The 23,234-nt window shown below is 52.5% G+C and carries 27 protein-coding genes; 17 read left to right on the top strand and 10 right to left on the bottom strand.

Annotated features, from left to right (window positions below):
- Window positions 1-4: 4 nt before the first annotated feature.
- Together AC6I4B_RS04190 and AC6I4B_RS04185 are read right to left on the bottom strand one after the other, a co-directional pair.
- The gene (locus tag AC6I4B_RS04190; protein WP_497769836.1) at window positions 5-313 is read right to left on the bottom strand and encodes a recombinase-like helix-turn-helix domain-containing protein; all 309 of its coding nucleotides are present in this window, start codon (window positions 311-313) and stop codon (window positions 5-7) included.
- Window positions 310-633, bottom strand: coding sequence for a Rieske (2Fe-2S) protein (locus AC6I4B_RS04185; protein ID WP_035892012.1), 324 nt, complete (start codon window positions 631-633; stop codon window positions 310-312). The genes AC6I4B_RS04190 and AC6I4B_RS04185 overlap by 4 nt, the downstream gene beginning before the upstream one ends.
- A gap of 416 nt (window positions 634-1,049) precedes the next feature.
- Between AC6I4B_RS04185 and AC6I4B_RS04180 the strand changes: the two genes are divergently transcribed.
- Entirely contained in the window at window positions 1,050-2,261 is a 1,212-nt protein-coding gene (locus AC6I4B_RS04180; protein ID WP_497769834.1) for an MFS transporter, read from the top strand.
- Between the two features lie 3 nt (window positions 2,262-2,264).
- Here the strand turns inward: AC6I4B_RS04180 and speB are convergent, their stop codons facing one another.
- From speB to AC6I4B_RS04155, 5 genes are all read right to left on the bottom strand, one after another.
- The gene (gene speB / locus AC6I4B_RS04175; protein ID WP_002434404.1) at window positions 2,265-3,185 is read right to left on the bottom strand and encodes an agmatinase; all 921 of its coding nucleotides are present in this window, start codon (window positions 3,183-3,185) and stop codon (window positions 2,265-2,267) included.
- A gap of 205 nt (window positions 3,186-3,390) precedes the next feature.
- The gene (speA, locus tag AC6I4B_RS04170; protein ID WP_497769832.1) at window positions 3,391-5,367 is read right to left on the bottom strand and encodes a biosynthetic arginine decarboxylase; all 1,977 of its coding nucleotides are present in this window, start codon (window positions 5,365-5,367) and stop codon (window positions 3,391-3,393) included.
- 8 nt (window positions 5,368-5,375) lie between these two features.
- Window positions 5,376-5,507 carry an acid stress response protein YqgB gene (gene yqgB / locus AC6I4B_RS04165; protein ID WP_497769831.1) on the bottom strand — a complete coding sequence of 44 codons (132 nt, stop codon included), beginning with the start codon at window positions 5,505-5,507 and terminating at the stop codon, window positions 5,376-5,378.
- 96 nt (window positions 5,508-5,603) lie between these two features.
- Entirely contained in the window at window positions 5,604-5,741 is a 138-nt protein-coding gene (yqgG, locus tag AC6I4B_RS04160) for a small protein YqgG (RefSeq protein ID WP_497769829.1), read from the bottom strand.
- A gap of 9 nt (window positions 5,742-5,750) precedes the next feature.
- Entirely contained in the window at window positions 5,751-6,017 is a 267-nt protein-coding gene (locus AC6I4B_RS04155) for a hypothetical protein (RefSeq protein ID WP_497769828.1), read from the bottom strand.
- A gap of 139 nt (window positions 6,018-6,156) precedes the next feature.
- On the opposite strand from AC6I4B_RS04155, the gene metK reads away from it, so the two are divergent.
- The 8 genes from metK to ruvX all read left to right on the top strand — a co-directional run bounded on the left by metK (window position 6,157) and on the right by ruvX (window position 13,379).
- Window positions 6,157-7,311: a methionine adenosyltransferase gene (metK, locus tag AC6I4B_RS04150; protein WP_497769826.1), complete on the top strand. Its 1,155-nt coding sequence runs from the start codon at window positions 6,157-6,159 to the stop codon at window positions 7,309-7,311.
- A gap of 391 nt (window positions 7,312-7,702) precedes the next feature.
- On the top strand, window positions 7,703-9,097 hold the full coding sequence (locus AC6I4B_RS04145; protein WP_497769825.1) for a sugar porter family MFS transporter: 1,395 nt from the start codon (window positions 7,703-7,705) through the stop codon (window positions 9,095-9,097).
- Window positions 9,098-9,173: 76 nt separating this feature from the next.
- Window positions 9,174-9,674: a SprT family zinc-dependent metalloprotease gene (locus AC6I4B_RS04140; RefSeq protein WP_497769823.1), complete on the top strand. Its 501-nt coding sequence runs from the start codon at window positions 9,174-9,176 to the stop codon at window positions 9,672-9,674.
- A 94-nt stretch (window positions 9,675-9,768) separates the two neighbouring features.
- The gene (gene endA / locus AC6I4B_RS04135; RefSeq protein ID WP_497769821.1) at window positions 9,769-10,476 is read left to right on the top strand and encodes a deoxyribonuclease I; all 708 of its coding nucleotides are present in this window, start codon (window positions 9,769-9,771) and stop codon (window positions 10,474-10,476) included.
- Between the two features lie 87 nt (window positions 10,477-10,563).
- A complete protein-coding gene (gene rsmE, locus AC6I4B_RS04130) occupies window positions 10,564-11,295 on the top strand; it encodes a 16S rRNA (uracil(1498)-N(3))-methyltransferase (protein WP_497769820.1) in 732 nt (243 codons plus the stop codon).
- A 12-nt stretch (window positions 11,296-11,307) separates the two neighbouring features.
- Window positions 11,308-12,255 carry a glutathione synthase gene (gene gshB, locus AC6I4B_RS04125; RefSeq protein WP_497769818.1) on the top strand — a complete coding sequence of 316 codons (948 nt, stop codon included), beginning with the start codon at window positions 11,308-11,310 and terminating at the stop codon, window positions 12,253-12,255.
- 144 nt (window positions 12,256-12,399) lie between these two features.
- Window positions 12,400-12,963 carry a YqgE/AlgH family protein gene (locus AC6I4B_RS04120; RefSeq protein WP_497769817.1) on the top strand — a complete coding sequence of 188 codons (564 nt, stop codon included), beginning with the start codon at window positions 12,400-12,402 and terminating at the stop codon, window positions 12,961-12,963.
- Entirely contained in the window at window positions 12,963-13,379 is a 417-nt protein-coding gene (ruvX, locus tag AC6I4B_RS04115; RefSeq protein WP_497769816.1) for a Holliday junction resolvase RuvX, read from the top strand. Before AC6I4B_RS04120 ends, ruvX begins: the two co-directional genes overlap by 1 nt.
- 90 nt (window positions 13,380-13,469) lie before the next feature.
- Here the strand turns inward: ruvX and AC6I4B_RS04110 are convergent, their stop codons facing one another.
- Together AC6I4B_RS04110 and AC6I4B_RS04105 are read right to left on the bottom strand one after the other, a co-directional pair.
- A complete protein-coding gene (locus AC6I4B_RS04110) occupies window positions 13,470-14,126 on the bottom strand; it encodes a LuxR C-terminal-related transcriptional regulator (protein WP_497769814.1) in 657 nt (218 codons plus the stop codon).
- A gap of 539 nt (window positions 14,127-14,665) precedes the next feature.
- Window positions 14,666-15,646 carry a type IV pilus twitching motility protein PilT gene (locus AC6I4B_RS04105; protein WP_497769813.1) on the bottom strand — a complete coding sequence of 327 codons (981 nt, stop codon included), beginning with the start codon at window positions 15,644-15,646 and terminating at the stop codon, window positions 14,666-14,668.
- Between the two features lie 16 nt (window positions 15,647-15,662).
- Between AC6I4B_RS04105 and AC6I4B_RS04100 the strand changes: the two genes are divergently transcribed.
- The 8 genes from AC6I4B_RS04100 to AC6I4B_RS04065 all read left to right on the top strand — a co-directional run bounded on the left by AC6I4B_RS04100 (window position 15,663) and on the right by AC6I4B_RS04065 (window position 22,096).
- The gene (locus tag AC6I4B_RS04100; RefSeq protein WP_497769811.1) at window positions 15,663-16,367 is read left to right on the top strand and encodes a YggS family pyridoxal phosphate-dependent enzyme; all 705 of its coding nucleotides are present in this window, start codon (window positions 15,663-15,665) and stop codon (window positions 16,365-16,367) included.
- A gap of 18 nt (window positions 16,368-16,385) precedes the next feature.
- On the top strand, window positions 16,386-16,952 hold the full coding sequence (locus AC6I4B_RS04095) for a YggT family protein (RefSeq protein ID WP_497769810.1): 567 nt from the start codon (window positions 16,386-16,388) through the stop codon (window positions 16,950-16,952).
- Complete coding sequence (gene yggU, locus AC6I4B_RS04090; RefSeq protein WP_497769808.1) at window positions 16,949-17,239, top strand: DUF167 family protein YggU; 291 nt, start codon at window positions 16,949-16,951, stop codon at window positions 17,237-17,239. The genes AC6I4B_RS04095 and yggU overlap by 4 nt, the downstream gene beginning before the upstream one ends.
- Before the next feature lie 8 nt (window positions 17,240-17,247).
- Complete coding sequence (locus AC6I4B_RS04085; protein ID WP_497769807.1) at window positions 17,248-17,841, top strand: XTP/dITP diphosphatase; 594 nt, start codon at window positions 17,248-17,250, stop codon at window positions 17,839-17,841.
- On the top strand, window positions 17,834-18,970 hold the full coding sequence (hemW, locus tag AC6I4B_RS04080; protein ID WP_497769805.1) for a radical SAM family heme chaperone HemW: 1,137 nt from the start codon (window positions 17,834-17,836) through the stop codon (window positions 18,968-18,970). The genes AC6I4B_RS04085 and hemW overlap by 8 nt, the downstream gene beginning before the upstream one ends.
- A gap of 286 nt (window positions 18,971-19,256) precedes the next feature.
- Window positions 19,257-20,243, top strand: a complete 987-nt coding sequence (locus AC6I4B_RS04075) for a TRAP transporter substrate-binding protein (protein WP_497769804.1) — start codon at window positions 19,257-19,259, stop codon at window positions 20,241-20,243.
- Between the two features lie 51 nt (window positions 20,244-20,294).
- Window positions 20,295-20,795, top strand: a complete 501-nt coding sequence (locus tag AC6I4B_RS04070; RefSeq protein ID WP_497771932.1) for a TRAP transporter small permease — start codon at window positions 20,295-20,297, stop codon at window positions 20,793-20,795.
- Window positions 20,795-22,096 carry a TRAP transporter large permease gene (locus tag AC6I4B_RS04065; protein WP_497769802.1) on the top strand — a complete coding sequence of 434 codons (1,302 nt, stop codon included), beginning with the start codon at window positions 20,795-20,797 and terminating at the stop codon, window positions 22,094-22,096. The genes AC6I4B_RS04070 and AC6I4B_RS04065 overlap by 1 nt, the downstream gene beginning before the upstream one ends.
- 40 nt (window positions 22,097-22,136) lie before the next feature.
- Here the strand turns inward: AC6I4B_RS04065 and AC6I4B_RS04060 are convergent, their stop codons facing one another.
- Window positions 22,137-23,129, bottom strand: coding sequence for a DUF1202 family protein (locus AC6I4B_RS04060; RefSeq protein ID WP_497769801.1), 993 nt, complete (start codon window positions 23,127-23,129; stop codon window positions 22,137-22,139).
- Window positions 23,130-23,234: the final 105 nt, after the last annotated feature.

The following is a 23,234-nucleotide window of genomic DNA, read 5'->3' as shown; positions in this document are numbered from 1 at the left end:
GTCCTCAGTAGCCGTTAACCTGTAAAAATGCCTGGAAGCTGGCGTCGCTCCACGCTTCGCCCTGCTGGTCGTGCATCTTCAGCGCATTCAGGCCACTCACCAGTTCCGGCAGGGTTTCAGCGCCCTGTTCAAATAAATCTTCCAGCGTGGCGATGAGCTTCAATTCCCAGTTTTCCGGGACGCGGCTGCGGGTTTGCCAAATCAGATTGGTGTAATCACCGGGCTTATGAATGGCACCGTTGCCGCCTTCCGCTGGTGGGGTAAACTGGCGGCTTTCCGGCAGCGCGGGGTTGATGTTCAGGATGTCGCTCATGCCACGGTCTCCTCGATAAAGGTAATCTGAATCTGGTTTTCAAAGACTCGCACCGGATAACGGTTGAGGTTTCGGCCACCGGGGCCATGCAGGCATTGGCCGGTTTTCACGTCGAATACCGCTTCATGCAGCGGGCATTCCACCTTGCCGTCTTCGACAAAACCCTGGCTCAGCAGCGCATAGGCGTGGGGGCATACGTCTTCCAGCGCGTAATATTCGCCGTCGATTAAATAAACGCCGATCTCTTTGCCTTCGACGTTGCCGCTAAAAGGGAAATCTTCCTGTACTTGTTCTGCGTCACACACGCCTATCCAGCTCATCGCGATCCTCCAGGCTTTTGTTTCATATATGAAACTTTGTTTCTTATTTAATACGCTCAATATAAAAGCGGTGAATATTTCGTCAAGCGGCAATGTGAAGAATTTGTTAATCCAAACGCATTTAATTAGCTAAGTGTGCAAACGATCACGAAAAAATGCAGCAATATGAAATTTTCATAATTGAGCTGCGATAAATACGTTTTATTAATGGCCTCTCATTTTTAATAATAAATATTGACTTCTTCTTACATTGATCTCTATGAATTATAAATCGCGAGCATCAAATAGTTTCACCCGTGAAACACGGTGTTATTTTATCGTTATTAAACAATGAGTTTCATATATGAACCATTTTAGTAGCGTGATAATAACCTCGATATAAACTTCATCAGATAAAAATCATAAAGGCGGAAGTGATGACGGCAAGATGGCAAGGAACAATCGTATTACTGTTGTTAATAATTATTTCCTACGTTGACCGGGTAAATATCTCGGTGATGATTCTTAACCCAGAGTTTGCCGCACATTTTCAGTTAAATGAAAACAGTATGTTACAGGGAATGCTGATGACATGCTTTCTTCTGGGTTATGGTTTTTCAGCTTTATTATTAACTCCAGTTATAGAAAGCAAACTGCATTACCGACAGGGTTTATTAGCCAGCATTATGATTTGGGCGGTCGTTTGCGCCATATCACCGCTGTTAGGGTCGCTGATGGGGATGTTGGTCGCCCGCGTGATTCTGGGCATTGCCGAAGGGCCGCTGTTTTCGCTTAAAACGCGTTTTATCAGCGATAACTTTAACGCCGACGAGATAGGCAAACCCAATGCGGTGACTGCGCTAGGGGTCTCTTTGGGGCTGGCGGTGGGGTTCCCGCTGGTCACCTGGCTGATGGCACATTTGGGCTGGATGGGGTCGTTTTACGCGCTGGCGCTGCTGAATCTGGTGCTGGGCGGCGGGTTAATCTGGCGCTTTCTGCCCGCGCCGCGCGTGGTCAGCAAGCAGGCTAAGCCGAGCTTTAGGCAGACCTTTTCCCTCGCCTGGCAAACGCCGTTGCTGGGCTGGATTTTATGGGTTGAAATCGCCACCCTCAGTTATCTGTGGGGCAGCAGCGCCTGGCTACCGGCATGGCTGCGCGATGAGCACCACTTCTCGCTCCACGCGACCGGTTTGCTGGCGGCGATCCCTTTCCTGTTAAGCCTGGGGTCAAAATTTCTCGGCGGCGTTCTGCTTGATAAAATGCGCCCAGAACAAGCGCCAATACTGTTTGTGGTGGGCGGTTTGCTGACGGCGCTTTCCGTGGTGGCACTGATGTTAAGCCACCAGCCTGCGTTGCTGGCGCTGTTTATGCTGTCGGCGAATGTGTTTTGGGGGCTACAGGGCGCGGCTATTCCTGCCGTTATCCAGCATCATGCTGCCAGAGAAGCGGTGGGTAGTGCCTATGGGATTATCAACGGTATTGGTAATATCTGCGCGGCGTTTATTCCGCTGGTGATGGGAATGGTAATGAAATCAGTGGGGTCGGTCAGTTCCGGTTTTTCGGTTCTGGTGGTGTCGCAGATAATCACGCTGCTCGCCGGAGGAATGCTACTGCTGCGCATGCGTCGCGCAGCAGTAGCCAGCACGTAAGGCTTATTCGCCTTTTTTCGCCGCCTGGATATAGAGCATTTCCAGCGCCAGCGTTGCCGCCGCCAGTGCGGTAATTTCGGACTGGTCGTACGCCGGAGCCACTTCCACCACGTCCATGCCAACAATGTTGAGATCTTTCAGGCCGCGCACCAGTTTGATAGCGCGGTCTGAAGTCAGGCCGCCAATCACTGGCGTACCGGTTCCTGGCGCAAACGCTGGGTCAAGGCAGTCGATGTCAAAGGTCAGGTATACCGGCATATCGCCGACGATTTGTTTTACCTGAGCGATGATGTCGTCAACGCCGCGATCGTTCACCTGGCAGGCATCCAGCACGGTGAAGCCATTGTCTTTATCGAACTCGGTACGAATACCAATCTGTACGGAGTGGTTCGGGTCAATCAGCCCTTCGTTCGGTGCTGTGTAGAACATCGTGCCGTGGTCAAATTCGCAGCCGTTGGCGTAGGTATCGGTGTGGGCGTCGAAATGCACCAGCGCCATTTTGCCGAAGTGCTTAGCGTGCGCGCGCAGCAGCGGCAGCGTCACGAAGTGGTCACCGCCGAAAGAGAGCATCCGCTTGCCCGCCGCCAGCAGTTTTTCTGCGTGCGCTTGCAGTTTTTCGCTCATTTCGCGGGCATCGCCGAAGGCATAAACCAAATCGCCGCAGTCAACCACGTTCAGGCGCTCGCGCATGTCGAAGTTCCACGGGAAGCGGTTGTGCTCCCAGGCCAGGTTGGTCGAAACCTGACGAATCGCCGCAGGGCCGTGACGACCACCGGCACGACCAGAGGTCGCCATATCAAACGGTACGCCAGTAATCACCCAATCGGCATCGCTGTCGTACGGCTGGAAGTTCATCGGCAGACGTAGAAAACCAAACGCGTTGGAAACCAGGGAGTTATCGTATTGATGACCTAAGGTGCTCATGTGCTGACCTCTTATAAAATCACGGTAAAAAAAAATCCCCTCCGCGTCGTTAGGCCCGACGAGGAAGGGATTGATTTGCGAATTGCGTATTTACGGCAAATTATCGCCGTTATTTTGTACGGATTCAAGTAAGTATCGCTAATGTCGCCGGATGGCGGCGTACCTTGTAGGTACCGGTAAGCGCAGCGCCACCGGGCAACAACGGCTACTCGTCTTCCAGATAAGTATAGCCGTACAAACCCGCTTCAAACTCTTCCAGGAACTGCTGTTGCAGCGCTTCGTCCAGGCCGGTGTTTTTCACCTGGTCGCGGAACTGAGTCAGCAGTTTGTTCGGGTCAAGCTGAACGTATTGCAGCATGTCTGCCACGGTGTCGCCTTCGTCGGACAGCTCCACTTCTACGCTGCCGTCAGGGAACACAAACACGTCAACCGCTTCGGTATCGCCGAACAGGTTATGCATGTTGCCGAGAATTTCCTGATACGCCCCAACCATAAAGAAGCCCAGCATTGGCGGGTTCTCTGGGTCATATTCCGGCATCGGCATGGTGGTCGCAATACCGTCACCATCGACGTAGTGATCGATAGAGCCGTCAGAGTCACAGGTGATGTCCAGCAGCACTGCGCGACGTTCCGGCACCTGGTTTAAGCCTTCCAGCGGCAGAACCGGGAACAACTGGTCGATACCCCATGCATCCGGCATTGACTGGAACAGCGAGAAGTTGACGTAAATTTTATCCGCCATACGTTCTTGCAGCTCGTCGATAATCGGACGGTGCGCACGGTTGCTTGGGTCGAGCTGTTTTTGCACTTCATGACACATGCTCAGATAGAGCTGCTCTGCCCAGGCGCGCTGTTGCAGGTCAAACGTTCCGGCAGAGTAACCAAGATGGATATCGTGCAAGTCCATCTGGCTGTCGTGCAGCCATTCACGCAGCGAACGGCGGTTGCCAGGCTCGTGCATCTCTTGCCAGGTTTCCCACATGCTTTGCAGCGCGCGCGGCGCATCGTCTGCTGGTGCGGTTGGCTCGGTATATTCGTTACGTTCAACGCCAATAATATTGGACACCAGCACCGTGTGGTGAGCAGTCACCGCACGACCAGACTCGGTAATCACCGTAGGGTGCGGCAGGCCGTTTTCTTCGCAGGCATCGCCGATAGCCCAGATGATGTTGTTGGCGTACTCATTCAAACCATAGTTGACCGAGCAGTCAGACTGCGAGCGTGTACCTTCGTAGTCCACGCCCAGGCCGCCGCCCACGTCGAAACACTGAATGTTAACGCCGAGCTTGTGCAGCTCAACGTAGAAACGGGCTGATTCACGCACGCCGGTGGCGATATCGCGGATGTTCGCCATCTGCGAACCGAGGTGGAAGTGCAGCAGTTGCAGGCTTTCAAGACGGCCTGCATCGCGCAGAATATCCACCAGTTGCAGTACCTGAGTAGCCGCCAGGCCGAATTTGGATTTTTCACCACCGGAGGACTGCCATTTACCGGAACCCTGCGAGGCCAGACGCGCACGCACACCCAGACGCGGAACCACGTTCAGGCGCTCGGCTTCTTCCAGCACGATGGCGATTTCGGACATTTTCTCGATAACCAGATAGACCTTGTGACCCATCTTTTCGCCGACCAGCGCCATACGAATATATTCGCGGTCTTTATAGCCGTTACAGACGATCACGCTACGGGTCATGCCCGCATGTGCCAGTACCGCCATCAGCTCGGCTTTGGAACCTGCTTCCAGCCCCAGCGGTTCGCCGGAGTGAATCAGGGATTCAATCACCCGACGATGCTGGTTGACCTTAATCGGGTAAACCAGGAAGTAGTCGCCGTTATAGCCGTAAGATTCACGCGCGCGTTTGAACGCGGCGTTAATGGAGCGCAGGCGATGTTGCAAAATCTGCGGGAAGCAGAACAGTGCGGGCAGGCGCTGCCCTTGCGCTTCGCGGGCTTTTACCAACTGAGCGAGATCAACGCGCGCTTCCGGTACATCCGGGTCTGGGCAGACGCTAATGTGCCCCAGCTCGTTGACGTCGTAGTAGTTATTGCCCCACCAGGCAATGTTGTATGTGCGTAGCATTTTGCTGGCTTCCTGGGAGCTCATCGCAACCTCCTGCATGGAACGTAGTACACCGCGTTCGCCTGCTGACGAAAGCGAATCCAATGAAATGTCGTCAGACATAGCGAACCTCAATTATTTATAACAAGTGTAAAACAGTTAACTACTATCGCAGCGTAACGTTGCGATAACAACCCATAAACAGTCTGATAAGGCAGCAGAACATGCTGACGCACCGACTGTGCGACCGGTTTCTTATTCATATCATTGTAAAACACGCACCTGAAGCCGAAATGACGGTTCAGCGAAACCACGAGAAAACTCTTGTCATCACAAGAGCGCCCTTGTTCAGTCTTCAGTTACCGACCGGCTCTGGAGTCCTGAGAAGCGCCGAAATGGGTATAACATCGGCTGGTATGCAAAGCAGAAATGGGAGTTGCGAGGAACATGTTCGCGCCAGAACGGCACGACAAAATTGGCAGAATACAACGGTTCATTATCTCGTATCACCTCCACGGCCGCCCCGTAAGACGAACCAAAAGCCAAAGCAAAAGTTTTAGCCCGGCTGGAAGTGGCGACACGGAGAAAACCGTGTGCTTTTTAGGTATGAGCCGCGCGCGGCGTTTTATACCGATAACCCAGCAAAAATGCAAAATATAAATGTGCAGATTGCCGACAGTGTCAGGAAAAATTTCCATCATATAGATCAGGTGAATGTGTTCGATCTCAAAAAACACTGGAAATGAAGTGAACAACTGACCTAAAATAGCCATCCAGATGTTAATCCATCTATACCGATTAACACTCAGACTGCCAGTGACATCAACCTATAAGTCCATGGTAGAATCTTCCACCTAGGCTATTCAGTACAACAGTTTGAGCTAACCAAATTCTTATTGGGTGAAATTAAATATGGCAAAACACCTTTTTACGTCCGAGTCTGTATCTGAAGGGCATCCTGACAAAATTGCGGACCAAATTTCTGACGCCGTGCTGGACGCGATCCTCGAACAAGATCCGAAAGCCCGCGTAGCGTGCGAAACTTACGTCAAAACCGGTATGGTGCTGGTCGGTGGCGAAATCACCACTAGCGCATGGGTTGATATCGAAGAGATCACCCGTAAGACCGTTCGCGAAATTGGCTATGTGCATTCTGATATGGGCTTTGATGCCAACTCTTGCGCCGTCCTGAGCGCTATCGGCAAACAATCCCCAGATATCAACCAGGGCGTTGACCGTGCCGATCCGCTGGAACAGGGCGCGGGCGACCAGGGCCTGATGTTCGGCTATGCGACCAACGAAACCGACGTGCTGATGCCAGCGCCTATCACCTACGCACACCGTCTGGTGCAGCGTCAGGCTGAAGTGCGTAAAAACGGCACGCTGCCGTGGCTGCGCCCGGATGCGAAAAGCCAGGTAACTTTCCAGTACGACAATGGCAAAGTTGTCGGTATTGATGCGGTGGTTCTGTCTACTCAGCACGCTGAAAGCATCGACCAGAAATCACTGCAAGAAGCGGTGATGGAAGAGATCATCAAGCCGGTTCTGCCTACCGAATGGCTGAACGCATCGACCAAATTCTTTATCAACCCAACGGGCCGTTTCGTTATCGGTGGCCCAATGGGTGACTGTGGCCTGACCGGTCGTAAAATCATCGTTGATACTTACGGCGGCATGGCGCGTCACGGCGGCGGTGCATTCTCTGGTAAAGATCCGTCTAAAGTTGACCGCTCTGCGGCATACGCTGCACGTTATGTCGCGAAAAACATCGTTGCCGCAGGCCTTGCTGACCGCTGTGAGATTCAGGTTTCCTACGCTATCGGCGTGGCGGAGCCAACCTCTATCATGGTGGAAACCTTCGGTACTGAAAAAGTCCCTGCTGAGCAACTGATCCTGCTGGTGCGTGAGTTCTTCGACCTGCGTCCATACGGCCTGATTCAGATGCTGGATCTGCTGCACCCAATCTACAAAGAGACGGCGGCATACGGTCACTTCGGTCGCGAAAACTTCCCGTGGGAAAAAACCGACAAAGCCGCTCAACTGCGCGAAGCTGCTGGTCTGAAATAAGCCCTGCTATTGTCGATAAGAAGCCAGCCTTGCGGCTGGCTTTTTTATGCCTGCTATTTTGCCCTTCCTACAGCTATTTTACAGTTCTTCACATTTTGATGTAAGCGATTACATTTCTGCCTTCCTGACGCCATCAGCGCCGCCAGACACCAATGAAACAGCGTTTCATCTTATTGCGCCATGCTTCGCAAATGTTTCAGGAAAATCTCATTATTATTTTTTATTTATCAAAAATTAAAACGTATCTACATGATTTTAAATGCATTAAATAAAACCGTTAATCACCCCTCAGTGTAACCGATTACACAGCCGTGATTAGCGTCACGTTTTTTTACGGCTCACTCTCCTACCCTAATTATCGACAGAATCAATAATTCAACCGGAGGGCATCATGCCTAACGCTAAAAAACCGGGCCGCTCGAACAAGACAATGACCTTCTTTGTCTGCTTCTTAGCCGCTCTTGCTGGACTGCTGTTTGGCCTTGATATCGGCGTGATTGCTGGTGCACTACCGTTTATTACTAATGACTTCCAGCTCAGCCCACACACTCAGGAATGGGTGGTCAGTTCCATGATGTTTGGTGCTGCCGTTGGTGCTGTCGGCAGCGGCTGGCTCTCCTTCCGCCTGGGCCGTAAGAAAAGCCTGATGATTGGCGCGGTGCTATTCGTCGCCGGTTCTCTGTTCTCCGCCGCCGCGCCAAACGTCGAAGTGCTGTTAGTTTCTCGCGTGCTGCTGGGCCTGGCGGTGGGCGTTGCCTCCTACACCGCGCCGCTGTACCTGTCTGAAATCGCGCCGGAGAAAATTCGCGGCAGTATGATTTCTATGTATCAGTTGATGATTACCATTGGTATTCTCGGCGCTTATTTGTCTGACACCGCCTTTAGCTACAGCGGCGCATGGCGCTGGATGCTGGGCGTTATCATCATCCCTGCGGTACTGCTGCTGATTGGCGTTATCTTCCTGCCAGACAGCCCACGCTGGTTTGCCGCGAAACGCCGCTTCAACGATGCCGAACGTGTACTGATGCGTCTGCGTGATACCAGCGCCGAAGCCAAACGTGAGCTGGATGAAATTCGCGAAAGCCTGAAGGTAAAACAGAGCGGCTGGGCGCTGTTTAAAGAGAACAGCAACTTCCGTCGCGCGGTGTTCCTCGGCGTGCTGCTGCAAATCATGCAGCAATTCACCGGTATGAACGTCATCATGTATTACGCGCCAAAAATCTTTGAACTGGCGGGCTACACCAACACCACCGAACAGATGTGGGGCACGGTTATTGTCGGCCTGACCAACGTGCTGGCGACCTTTATCGCCATCGGCCTGGTTGACCGCTGGGGCCGTAAACCAACGCTTGTCCTCGGCTTTATCGTGATGGCGGTAGGCATGGGCGTGCTGGGTTCGATGATGCATGTCGGCATTCACTCCGCCGCCGCACAGTACATTGCAGTATTGATGCTGTTGATGTTCATCGTCGGTTTTGCGATGAGCGCCGGCCCGCTGATTTGGGTACTGTGCTCTGAAATTCAGCCGCTGAAAGGCCGCGATTTCGGTATCACCTGCTCGACTGCCACCAACTGGATTGCGAACATGATTGTTGGCGCCACCTTCCTGACCATGCTCAACTCGCTCGGCAGCGCCAACACCTTCTGGGTTTACGGCGGCCTGAACGTGCTGTTCATCATCCTGACTCTGTGGCTGATTCCTGAAACCAAAAATGTCTCTCTGGAGCACATTGAACGTAACCTGATGCAGGGCCGTCCGCTGCGCGAAATTGGCGCCCGCGACTAACCTGGCAACGCGTCCTCCCGCCCGGGAGGACGCTTCCTCTTGCACCACCTCGTTTCTCGCTTTATTCTCAGCCGCTATGAAAAGCCCTCGAATTCCTATCGCCCTCCAACAGAATGTCATGCGCTGCCTGCGGGAAAAACTCGCCCAGGCAAACCAGGCGCTGGGCCGCAACTACCCAGAACCGAAGCTGGTTTATCAGCAGCGCGGCACTTCGGCGGGTACGGCGTGGCTTCAACAGTATGAAATTCGCCTGAATCCAGTGCTGTTACAGGAAAACCAGCAGGCCTTTATTGATGAAGTTGTGCCGCATGAGCTGGCGCACCTGCTGGTATGGAAACACTTTGGGCGCAAAGCGCCACACGGCAAAGAGTGGAAATGGATGATGGAGAGCGTGCTCGGCGTGCCCGCACGCCGCACGCATCAGTTTGAGCTTGCTTCCGTGCGCACCAACACCTTCCCCTATCGTTGCCGTTGCCAGCAGCATCAGCTTACCGTGCGCCGCCATAATCGCGTCGTTCGCGGTGAAGCAACATACCGCTGTGTACGCTGCGGTGAGCCATTAGTTGCAGAAATGTAACCATCGGAAATAACAGGAAGTTTTACGATCTAACTGATTGCATCTGACAACCACATTCGTTACGTTGCGAACCTGTTTTGAGATGGAGTTCGTGATGTACCGTAAATTATCTTTTGCCGCCGCTTTCCTCGCGGCGGCGCTTTCTGGCTCGGCGCTGGCTGAAGGCATCAACAGTTTTTCTCAGGCAAAAACAGCGGGTGTAAAGGTTAACAGCGACGTTCCCGGCGATTTCTACTGCGGCTGTAAAATCAACTGGCAGGGCAAAAAAGGCGTTATCGATCTGGAGTCATGCGGCTATAAAGTGCGTAAAAACGAAAACCGCGCCAGCCGCGTTGAATGGGAGCACGTGGTTCCGGCATGGCAGTTCGGCCACCAGCGCCAGTGCTGGCAGGATGGCGGCAGAAAGAACTGCGCCAAAGACCCGGAATACCGCAAGATTGAAAGCGATATGCATAACCTGCAACCCGCCGTTGGCGAGGTGAACGGCGACCGTGGCAACTTCATGTACAGCCAGTGGAACGGCGGCGAAGGCCAGTACGGCCAGTGCGCCATGAAGGTTGACTTTAAGGGCAAAGTGGCCGAGCCGCCGGAGCGTTCACGCGGGGCGATTGCCCGCATCTACTTCTATATGCGCGACCAATATCATCTGACCCTTTCCCGCCAGCAAACCCAGCTATTCAACGCCTGGAACAAAATGTATCCAGTCAGCAGTTGGGAGTGCGAACGCGACCAGCGTATCGCCAAAATTCAGGGCAACCATAATCCTTATGTGTTGCAGGCTTGCCAGGCGCAAAAGAGCTAACCTACACTAGCGGCAATCGTTAATTCTCCGCAGCCCCCTTCTTCGCGGAAGGGGGAATTTCGCTGCGCAACCTATGGAATTCAGACTATGCGCATCCCTCGCATTTATCATCCACAAGCTATCACCGTCGGTACGCAAATCCCGCTGAGCGACGATGCCGCCAACCACGTTGGCCGTGTCCTGCGCATGGGCAAAGGCCAGGCCATTCAGCTATTTGATGGTAGCAATCAGGTTTTCGACGCCGTCATCACACAGGCTGACAAGAAAAATGTCATCGTCGAGATTGAGCGCGGCACGCTCGACAACCGCGAATCGCCGATCCATATTCATCTGGGCCAGGTGATGTCGCGCGGCGATAAAATGGAATTCACCATCCAGAAATCGATTGAACTGGGTGTAAGCCTCATTACGCCACTTTTTTCTGAGCGCTGCGGCGTTAAACTGGATGCTGAGCGTCTGAACAAGAAGCGCCAACAGTGGCAAAAAATCGCCATTGCCGCCTGTGAACAGTGTGGGCGTAACCAGGTTCCGGAAATTCGCCCGGCGATGGATGTCGAAGAGTGGTGTGCCGAGCAGGATGACGCGCTGAAGCTGAACCTGCATCCGCGCGCCAGCGCCAGTATCAACACTCTGCCGTTACCGGTTGAGCGCGTGCGTTTGCTGATTGGCCCGGAAGGCGGCCTGTCGGCGGATGAAATCGCCATGACCGCACGCTACCAGTTTACTGATATCCTGTTGGGGCCTCGCGTTTTGCGCACAGAGACTACTGCACTCACCGCTATCACCGCGCTTCAGGTGCGTTTTGGCGATTTGGGTTAAAGGAGAATAAGAATGATCAAGCTCGGCATCGTGATGGATCCCATCGCAAACATTAACATCAAGAAAGACACCAGCTTCGCTATGCTGCTGGAAGCACAACGTCGCGGTTATGAACTCCATTATATGGAGATGAACGATCTGTACCTGGAAAACGGCGTATCTTATGCCCGTACCCGCCTGGTCAGCGTTGAGCAGAACTACGATAAATGGTACGAGTTTGGCAGCGAGCAAGAGATCAAACTCGCCGATCTCGACGTTATCCTGATGCGTAAAGATCCGCCGTTCGATACCGAATTTATTTATGCCACTTATATTCTTGAGCGTGCGGAAGAACAAGGTACGCTGATCGTTAACAAACCGCAGAGCCTACGCGATTGCAACGAGAAGCTGTTCACGGCATGGTTCTCTGACCTGACGCCGGAAACGCTGGTGACGCGGAATAAAGCACAGCTTAAAGCGTTCTGGCAAAAGCACGGCGACATCATTATGAAGCCGCTGGACGGCATGGGCGGCGCGTCTATTTTCCGCGTGAAAGAAGGCGATCCAAATATTGGCGTTATCGCAGAAACCCTGACCGAGCTTGGCAGCCGTTACTGCATGGCGCAGAACTACCTGCCCGCGATTAAAGACGGTGACAAGCGCGTGCTGGTTATCGACGGCGAGCCAGTGCCTTACTGCCTGGCGCGTATCCCGCAGGGCGGCGAAACGCGCGGTAATCTGGCGGCCGGTGGTCGTGGTGAGCCACGCCCATTAAGCGAGAGCGACTGGGCTATCGCCCGTAAAGTCGGCCCGACGCTGAAAGCGAAAGGGTTGATCTTTGTTGGCCTCGATATCATTGGCGATCGTCTGACGGAAATTAACGTCACCAGCCCGACCTGTGTGCGTGAAATTGAAGCGGAATATCCGATTTCTATCACCGGTATGCTGATGGACGCAATTGAAAAACGTCTGGAAAAATAATAGGTTGAATAAATACGGTGGGAGGGAACCCGCCGCCATCCAGGTTTGTCCACCCGCTCAAATGGGCAAGCCTGGTGACAGCCGTGCGCTTTCCCCTCATACTGGGCACTGCTGCTTTTTGAAACAGGACAAGAACTTCTGCTAATGAATTTACAGCATCATTTTCTTATTGCTATGCCAACCCTTCAGGATCCTATCTTCCGCCGTTCCGTGGTTTACATCTGCGAATACAACGACGACGGTGCGATGGGCATCATCATTAATAAACCGCTAGAAAATCTGCAAGTTGAAGGCATCCTCGAAAAACTGAAGATCGAGCCGGAACCGCGCGATCCCGCGATTCGCCTGGACAAACCGGTGATGCTGGGTGGCCCGCTAGCGGAAGATCGCGGTTTTATTTTGCATACGCCACCAGCGGCGTTTTCCTCCAGTATTCGGATCTCGGATAATACAATTGTGACGACCTCCCGCGATGTGCTGGAGACACTCGGCACAGAGCGCCAACCTGCAGATGTGCTGGTCGCACTGGGTTACGCCTCCTGGGAAAAAGGCCAGCTGGAGCAAGAGATCCTCGATAACGCTTGGCTTACCGCACCTGCAGATTTAAATATCTTGTTTAAAACGCCGATTAGCGAGCGCTGGAAAGAAGCGGCTAAACTTATTGGTATCAATATTCTGACCATGTCTGGCGCTGCGGGGCACGCATAATGAGTGGAACACTGCTGGCATTTGATTTTGGTACGCGCAGCATCGGTGTGGCGATTGGTCAACGGATAACCGGAACGGCGCGCCCGCTGGCGGCATTGAAAGCGCAGGATGGTACGCCGGACTGGAATGCGGTTGGTCGCCTGCTGAAAGAGTGGCAGCCCGATACCGTGATAGTCGGCCTGCCGTTGAATATGGACGGCACTGAACAGCCGTTAACCGCGCGTGCGCGTAACTTTGCCAATAAAATTCATGGGCGCTTTGGTGTGGCGATTACGCTGCATGATGAGCGTTTGAGTACGGTAGAAGCGCGTGCAGGGCTGTTCGAGCACGGTGGCTTCCGCGCGCTGGATAAAGGCAGCGTAGACTCGGCGTCTGCGGTCGTGATTCTGGAAAGTTATTTTGATCAGGGTTTCTAGATGTACAACGCCCAGGTACGTTTGTCCTGGGCGCTTATCTGAATCCGCGAAAACCTTCAGCAGGTAATCATAGGCATGAGCCAGCGGCAATTAGTGGCGCAGGTTTTCATTCGCCCAGCTCACTGCCTGAGTTCTGTTTTTCACGCTCAGTTTGCGGAAAACATTATACAGGTGGGTACGCACGGTGTTTTCACTAATAAACAGCGCTCGCGCAATATCCATATTAGTTGCGCCGTGGCGGAGTTCATTCAGAATTTCACACTCACGCTCGGTCAGAGGCACGCTATCTTGAGTTTCAGCAGCATGTTCCACAGCAGCATACATTGCTGGGTGCATAACGCTCAATTCTGCCGTCTGCTCACCGTTTAAGACCGCTTTAACGCCTTCAATTAAACGGGATTCTTCGTCGTCATGACGGAATACGCCGTACAGTGCTGGCCATTGTGCCATTTCGTATAATTCATACTTCTGTGCACTGTTGATAATAAGCAGACGCGGGGACTCAAAGTGTGTACGAATAATGTCACGCCAGATACCATTCAGCTTCTTGTTAGAGACAGCAATGTCGAACAGCGCCACCGTGCCTTTGTTCAAACGCTGCATCAGAGGTTTGTTGATGTTATGTACATCGACAGAAACTGACAGTAATTCAGCAAGGTAGTTAGCAAACGTATTTGCCTGCACCGACGGGTGGGTGATTAAAATAATCTTGCGGGAATTAGATACACTCTCTGTTACTTCAAACATTTTGAAACTCTCCATAGTCTATATCCACCATCATGGTGTTAATCAGTCAAAGCAAAGGCAACCTAATACCATTAGTAATGAGAACTGACTGATATCCAAAATAACATATAATAGGATTAGTCCTAATTACGGAAACAGGATAGAACGAAGAGCTTGGAGGTGTCAAAAGAATATCAAAATTTATTTGTAAGTCTACGCAACATAATGTAATCACAGCATTACAATAAACCCATCCTTATAGCGTAGAAGCAATTATTATATTAGAATTAATTTCGTAGGAAGTTTTTCTTCCGCCTCAATAAAAATCACGCCTTAATTACAAAAATACACACCTACGCAACAGCAATAAATAATTAGATTTACAAAAACCTTTATTATTCATCGGTTGAATATATTATTCACATCAAAAGATAATGCTCATCACAGTATTATCTTAAATAATATGCTAGGGGTGAAAATGTTTCCGCATTGCAATAAAAATAGCGTACCAGAGGATCATTCCGTGCAGAAATCATACATTGATGTTGTTTATGTATTATTTACAGTAGCCCCGCCTTTAGACGCTGTTGGTAGCTTTGGCTGAAAGTCTGCATCCCCGCTTGTAGCCCTGTCTGCATCACGCCCGCAAGCTGATGCGTTTTCCCTTCACGAATCAGGTTGCCTACCGCTGCGGTGTTAACCAGCATTTCAAACAACGCCACGCGCCCTCCTTTACCGTCCGGCTGGAGCTTTTGCGCCAGCACCGCGCACAGGCTGCTGGCAAGCTGATGGCGAACCGGATCTTTTTCCTGCGCCGGAAAGACATCTACCAACCGTTCAATTGCCTGCGCCGCCCCTCGCGTGTGCAGCGTCGCCAATACCAGATGCCCGGTTTCTGCCGCCGTCAGCGCCAGACGAATAGTTTCACTGTCGCGCAACTCGCCCAGCAAGATAACGTCCGGGTCCTGGCGTAACGCTACTCTCAGCGCCTGGGCAAACGACGGCGCATGTAGGCCCATTTCCCGCTGCTGAATCAGGCAACCCGCGCTGGTATGTAAAAATTCCACCGGATCTTCCAGCGTGAGGATATGCCCCGCCAGATGGTGGTTAAGGTAGCCCACCATTGCGGCAAGCGTCGTTGATTTGCCGCTACCGGTCGCCCCGCTAACCAGAATCAGCCCGCTCTCTTCATGCAGCAATTCCGCCAGTGCCACAGGCGTATGCAGCTCTTCAAGTGTCGGGCAGCGTGTCGGTAACAGGCGAAGTACCAGCGAAACGCCCTCGCTATGGGCAAAAGCGCTGGCACGAAGACGCGGGCAGCCTTCCAGCGATAGTGAAAAATCCAGTTGTCGGCGCTGCTGCCACTCTTGTTGCTGTGTTTGATTAAGCCAACTCGCCAGCAGAGCATCCGGCTCTGGCGCGGGAAATGGCGCAATTTCAAGTTTACCGGCTCGACGCCAGCGCGCAGCTCTGCTGCTACACAGGTGTAGATCCGAGACATTATGCTTTACACTAAGTGCCACGATTTCTTGTATATCCATAGACCCACCAGCACATATGAACGATATTGCGCATAACCTGGCACAGGTCAGGGAAAAAATCACAGCGGCAGCAGAGCGTTGCGGCCGTTCTTCAGAAGAAGTTACGCTGCTTGCAGTCAGTAAAACCAAACCTGCGAGCGCCGTCGAAGAAGCCGTCGAGGCAGGCCAACGGGCATTCGGCGAAAACTATGTCCAGGAAGGGGTGGAAAAAATCCGCCACTTTCGTGAAAAGGGCATGACCTCGCTGCAATGGCACTTTATTGGCCCGTTGCAGTCCAACAAAAGTCGCCTTGTTGCCGAGCATTTCGATTGGTGTCATACCGTCGATCGACTGAAAATTGCAGTACGCCTGAGTGAGCAGCGCCCGCAAGATTTGCCGCCGCTCAACGTCCTGATTCAGATCAACATTAGCGATGAGCAGAGCAAGTCTGGCATTACGCTCGACGCTATGGATGCGTTGGCGGCTGACATTTCCGTGCTGCCAAACGTCTGCCTGCGCGGCCTGATGGCAATTCCCGCGCCGGAACACGAATACGCGCGGCAGTTTGCCGTCGCCAGCCAAATGGCAGTAGCATTTGCGCGGCTCAAGGCAAACTACCCAACCGTAGACACGCTCTCATTGGGCATGTCAGATGACATGGAAGCTGCCATTGCGGCAGGTAGTACAATGGTACGTATCGGCACCGCGATTTTTGGTGCGCGTGATTACACAAAAAAATAAGGAACCTCAAGGAACGCCATGAAGACGTTGACCTTCCTGCTTTCTACAGTCATTGAACTGTACACAATGGTACTGCTACTGCGCGTTTGGATGCAGTGGGCGCGCTGCGACTTTTACAACCCGTTCTCTCAGTTTGTGGTGAGAATTACTCAGCCGATTGTCGGGCCGCTGCGTCGTATTATTCCAGCAATGGGGCCGCTCGACAGCTCATCGCTGCTGGTGGCCTTCGTGCTGTGCGTGCTGAAAGCTATCGTGCTGTTTATGGTTGTCACCTTCCAGCCGATTATCTGGATTTCAGCGGTGCTTATCTTGCTGAAAACCATCGGTCTGCTGATTTTCTGGGTGCTGCTGTTAATGGCTATCATGAGCTGGGTCAGCCAGGGCCGTAGCCCGGTTGAGTTTGTGCTGATGCAATTAGCCGACCCGCTGCTGCGCCCCATTCGCCGCCTGCTGCCATCAATGGGGGGAATTGATTTCTCGCCAATGGTTCTGGTGCTGCTGCTGTATGTATGCAACATGGGGATCGCCGAAGTACTACAGGCAACCGGCAATATGCTGCTACCGGGGCTGTGGATGGCGCTATGAGTGCCGTTACCTCCTGTGATGACGGGCTGGTTCTGCGGCTGTACATTCAGCCAAAGGCCAGCCGTGACAGCATTGTGGGTTTACATGGCGACGAGTTAAAAGTCGCCATTACCGCCCCTCCCGTTGATGGGCAAGCCAATGCCCATTTGGTGAAGTATCTCGCCAAACAGTTTAAGGTCGCCAAAAGCCAGGTCATCATCGAGAAAGGTGAACTGGGGCGGCATAAACAGGTTAAAATTATTCATCCGCAACACATCCCACCGGGCGTCGATGCCCTGAAAAATTAGGATATCCCATGCAAAAAGTTGTCCTCGCTACCGGCAACGCCGGTAAAGTGCGCGAGCTGGCCTCGCTGCTCGGCGATTTTGGTCTTGATATCGTCGCCCAAACCGAGCTTGGCGTAGAATCCGCCGAGGAAACCGGACTGACGTTTATCGAAAACGCCATTCTTAAAGCGCACCATGCCGCCCAGATTACCGGCTTACCGGCTATCGCCGACGATTCAGGGCTGGCCGTTGATGTGCTCGGTGGCGCACCGGGGATTTACTCCGCTCGCTATTCCGGCGAAGGCGCAACCGACGAGCGCAACCTGCAAAAACTGCTGGAAACGCTGAAAGACGTGCCGGACGAAAAACGTCAGGCGCAGTTCCACTGCGTGCTGGTGTATCTGCGCCACGCAGAAGACCCGACGCCACTGGTATGCCACGGTTGCTGGCCTGGTGTGATTACTCGCGCTCCGGCGGGTGAAGGCGGCTTTGGTTACGATCCTATCTTCTACGTGCCGTCTGAAGGCAAAACGGCAGCAGAACTAACGCGTGCAGAGAAAATCGCGATTTCTCACCGTGGGCAAGCGCTGAAGCTGTTACTGGAAGCGCTACGTAATGGTTAATTTGCCGCCGCTGAGTCTCTACATTCATATCCCGTGGTGCGTGCAGAAATGCCCGTACTGCGATTTCAACTCGCATGCGCTGAAGGGCGAAGTTCCTCACGACGACTACGTGCAGCATCTGCTGAGCGATTTAGACGCCGATGTCGCCTACGCACAGGGACGTGAAGTAAAGACCATTTTTATCGGTGGCGGTACGCCGAGCCTGCTGTCTGGCCCGGCGATGCAAACCCTGCTCGACGGCGTGCGTTCACGTCTGAATCTGGCCGCTGATGCAGAAATTACCATGGAAGCCAACCCGGGAACGGTAGAGGCCGACCGTTTCGTTGAGTATCAACGCGCGGGCGTTAACCGTATTTCTATCGGGGTGCAGAGCTTTAGCGAAAGTAAGCTGAAGCGTCTTGGGCGTATCCACGGGCCAGAGGAGGCTAAACGCGCGGCGCGGCTGGCAACCGGCCTGGGGCTGCGTAGTTTCAACCTCGACCTGATGCACGGCCTGCCAGATCAATCTCTGGCAGAGGCGCTAAGCGACCTGCGCCAGGCCATCGAACTGTCTCCTCCGCATTTGTCGTGGTATCAGTTGACCATTGAGCCCAACACCCTGTTTGGTTCGCGCCCGCCGGTGCTACCGGACGACGATGACCTGTGGGATATCTTCGAGCAGGGCCATAAACTGCTGACCGCCGCAGGCTACCAGCAGTACGAAACGTCGGCCTACGCCAAGCCAGGCTATCAGTGCCAGCACAACCTCAACTACTGGCGCTTTGGCGACTACCTCGGCATTGGCTGTGGTGCGCATGGTAAAGTGACCTTCCCGGACGGGCGTATTCTGCGCACGGCCAAAACGCGCCATCCGCGCGGTTATATGGAAGGGCGTTATCTGGAGCGCCAGCACGATGTGGAAAACAGCGATAAACCGTTCGAGTTCTTTATGAACCGCTTCCGTTTGCTGGAGCCTGCGCCACGCGCTGAGTTCAGTGCCTATACAGGCCTCGACGAAAGCGTGATTCGCCCGCAGATTGATAAAGCGCTGGCAGAAGGTTACCTGACCGAGTGCGCGCAGTTCTGGCAGATTACCGAGCACGGGAAGCTGTTTTTGAACTCGCTATTGGAACTGTTTCTGAGCGAATAAATTAAATAATAAGCCCGCCATTATTTATTAATAATTAATAGCGGGCTTATTACTCGGCTTTACCGAGCCATCGAGAAAGTATTTCCTTAATTATATAAAAAACAAATAAATCCAACCTAAATAAATAAAACCCAGCGCACAAATATCGCATTAAATACGTAGACCATTAAAAAGTGTGAGGCTCGCACTGTAAAGTTGTCGTACAACTAAGGTAATGTGTCACACAGGAAGTCAAATTATCTCTATAGATATATACCATTCTATTTAATGCGCATGGAGCCTATTAATGAAACCTCTCTCTTTTACTAAAACGTTGGTCTGCGCCTCTCTTTTGGCCTTACTTTCTTCCAGCGCTTCGGCGGCCGAGAAAGTGACGTTGAAACTCGCACACAATCTTGAGCGCAGCCATGTGGTGCATCAGGCGTTTGAGGCGCTGGCAAAGGACGTTAAGCAGCTTTCTGGCGGCAAAATGACGATTCGCATTTACCCAAGTAGCCAGATGGGAAGCGCGCGTGAAGCGATGGAGTTATTGCAAAACGGGGCGCTGGATATGACGAAAGGTTCCGCCAGCGATCTGGAATCATTTGACAATATTTATGCTATTTATAATTTACCGTTCTTATTTAAAGACCAGGCGCATTTTAATAAAGTCGTTTTTGGTGACGTCGGTAAAGAGATAATGGAATCGACCAAAGATAAAGGTTTCTTTGCGCTTTCAGCCTATGTTGCGGGCACGCGTAGTTTTTATGCCAAAAAACCCATTACTAAACCGGAAGATTTAAAAGGTTTAAAAATTCGCGTTCAGGCAAGCCCGACCACCATTAAAATGATTGAGTTAATGGGCGGTTCACCAACGCCTATTTCATTTGGTGAAGTGTATACCGCCATGCAGCAAGGCGTGGTGGATGGCGCAGAAAATAACGTGCCATCCTGGGTACAAACGCGCCATATCGAAATTGCCAAAGTGTTCTCTGAAGATGAACACGCCTCTATCCCTGACTTCCTGGTTATCTCAACAAAAACCTGGGACAAGCTCACGCCAGAACAGCAACAGATTTTGGTGAAAGCGGCAAAAGCGTCAGAAACGTATCAGCAAACGCTATGGGACAAAGTTGACGCAGACACTCGCGCCCAGGCCAAAGCGATGGGTGGAGAAATTATCAAGGTGGATAAAGCCCCGTTCCGCGCTGCTGTCCAACCGCTATTTGATGATTTCAGCAAAGATCCAAAACAGGCCGCACTGCTGGCCAAATTTGAAGCTGCTGCCCAGTAAATCACACTCGGGCCAGCCTCTGGCCCGCTTTTAGCAGGATGATACCCAATGATCATTTTTATCCGCATTAAACAAGCGGTGGACCGCACGATCGCCGCATTCTCCATTGCGGTCATGGTGGCGCTGGTCATCTGCGTCGTCTGGCAAGTCTTTAGCCGTTATGTTTTAAATCAGCCCAGCACGCTGACTGATGAATTAGCGCGTTTTCTCATGATTTGGGTCGGTCTGCTGGGTGCGGCTTATACCGTCGGTGTACAGCGGCATCTGGCGATCGATCTGCTGGCAATGTCAATTAACCCGCGCAAACAACTGATACTCAGCGTGGTGATTAATCTACTGATTTTCGCCTTTGCCGGCGGAGTGATTGTGACCGGTGGCCTGAAGCTGATTGCTAAAACGCTGGCCACCTCGCAAGTGTCTGCCGCGATGCAAATCCCGATGGGTTATGTCTATCTGATCCTGCCGCTGACCGGCGTCATCATGATGTTTTACGCATTATGGTTTATTACCAACGGCTTACGCAGCCTGAAACAGCCAGAGGGAGCTTGCTGATGGAAGGGTATATTGCATTAACGCTTTTTGGTTCGTTCTTTGTGCTGGTGTTTATCGGCGTGCCCATCTCGTTTTCTATCGGTATCGCCACCGTCGCTTCTATGCTGCTGATTTTCCCGTGGGATATCGCCGTTATCACCGTTTCCCAGCGTCTGGCAAATGGCCTCGACAACTTCGCCCTGCTGGCGATCCCATTCTTTATCTTTGCCGGTACGCTGATGAACAGTGGCGGGATTGCGATACGGCTGATAAACCTGGCACAGGTGATGGTCGGGCGCGTACCCGGTTCACTCGGTCACGTTAACGTGCTCGCGAACATGATGTTTGGTTCAATCTCTGGCTCCGCCGTTGCAGCGGCGGCGGCCGTTGGCGGCACGCTGCATCCGATTCAGACCAAGAAAGGCTACGATCCGGCGTTCTCCACGGCGGTTAACGTCTCGTCGTGCATTACTGGTCTGCTGATCCCGCCGTCTAACGTGCTGATTGTCTTTTCCCTCACGGCGGGCGGTGTTTCGGTAGCATCGCTGTTCATGGCGGGTTACCTGCCCGGCATTCTGATGGGGCTGTCGATTATGGTGGTATGCGCCATTATCGCCAAACGCCGGGGTTATCCGGTGTCTGAGCGCCCAACCTGCGCGCAAGCGGCAAAGGCATTTTTAGATGCGCTGCCAAGCCTGCTGCTGGTGATTATCGTGATGGGCGGTATTCTGGGCGGGATTTTCACCGCGACGGAGGCTTCCGCCATTGCGGTGGTATATACCTTTATTCTGTCGGTCATTATCTATCGCGAAGTGAAGTGGCGTGACTTGCCCAAACTGATTCTGGAATCAGTGGTGACTACGTCTATCGTCCTGCTGCTCATCGGTTTTTCCGTCGGCATGTCGTGGGCCATGACCAATGCCGATATCCCTTACATGATAAGCGACACGCTGATGGGCATCTCAGAAAACCCAATGGTTATCCTGCTGCTTATCAATATCGTGCTGTTGATTGTCGGGATCTTTATGGATATGACACCGGCGGTGCTGATCTTCACCCCTATCTTCCTGCCTATCGCAGAGGAGCTGGGCATGAATCCAGTGCATTTCGGTATCATGATGGTCGCAAACCTGTGCATTGGTTTGCTGACGCCGCCGGTCGGGAGCGCGCTGTTTGTGGGCTGCTCAATTTCCGGGGTGAAGATCCAGCAGTTAATTAAGCCGCTGCTGCCGTTCTATGCGGCACTGCTGGTGGCGCTGATGATGATTGCCTATATTCCGCAAATCTCACTGTTTGTCCCGCAATTATTGGGGCTGATGTAAAGCTATCACAGGGGAGGCGCGCCTCCCCTGTATATGGGGTTTAGTGAATAATGCCCTTGCGGCGCATGTCGTCAACGCCCTCTCTCCAACGCTTACTTTCCCGTGCCAGCTCGCTGCTGCTGTTATCCAGCGCCACCAGTTGGCTTCGCAACTCGCCCTGCTTTTTACGCAGCGGCTCATTATTTTTATCCCCCTTCTCCATCGCCTGTTTGATGTTGTCGCTCATCATTTTGTGCTGGCGATAATAGTCATCCTTCTGTTTTGCCAGCGCCGCATCTCGTGCAGTGCGCAGCCGCGCGGAATCACAGTCTGGTTTTTTCTGGCACTCCGCAAGCGCTGGCTCATAGACGGTTTGGTTGTAGTGATTTTCAAATTTCAGCGGGTCATTTTGCCGGTCAACGGCGTACATTTTTTCCAGCATCTCTTGCTGCACCGTGCTGCGATCGCTCGGCTTGCCGTTGGCATCGGTACTCCAGGCGCCATTAAGCTGCTTATCAAGCTTCGCCAGCTCTTTCTCCAGCGTTTCTTGCTGCGCTTGCTGCTTTTGTAGCGTGGCGGCGCCTTCAGCAAAGCGTTTATCCAACGCCGCGAATTGAGACATAAAACGGCTGTCGTTGATAACCAAAATTTTGCTCAAATCTTCCCGCTCGCTAAAGGGACGCCCGGTATTTTTCGCCGCCATCTGCATGGAGAAAAACTCCGTTCGCCAGCCAGAACCCTGCGTTCCCACGGCGGTCATCATGGCGGAGAATTTTACCGGCTGCCCTTTAAACCAGGTTCGCTCATAGAACAGGTAATCAGCCGCCATTCCGACCATCGAATAGAGGTTATCCGTCGAGGCTACGTCACCTTCTATCGAATACGTCGCCTGATTACCAACGGAGCTAAGCTGGCGTAAGGAGAGATTATTGAGTCGTAGAATGCCGTCAGATTGCTCAGCAAACTGTTGTTTTATGACCTCATCAGTGGGCGTATTACTATCGGCAAGGGCTGGCAGCGAGCAGCATAAAAGGAGGAGTGCGGCGAGTTTCATCAATCAATTCCGTTTAATGAGTAAAAAACCATCATACGGAACAACGTGCGTAAACCCGGCTAAACAGAATCTGAATTCTTACAGAAAGCGAGCCCGGTAGCGAAA

It is taken from the genome of Kluyvera fluvialis, from assembly GCF_059725275.1.
The sequence above is the reverse complement of the archived record's forward strand: the minus strand, read 5'-3'. Positions and strand labels throughout refer to the sequence as shown.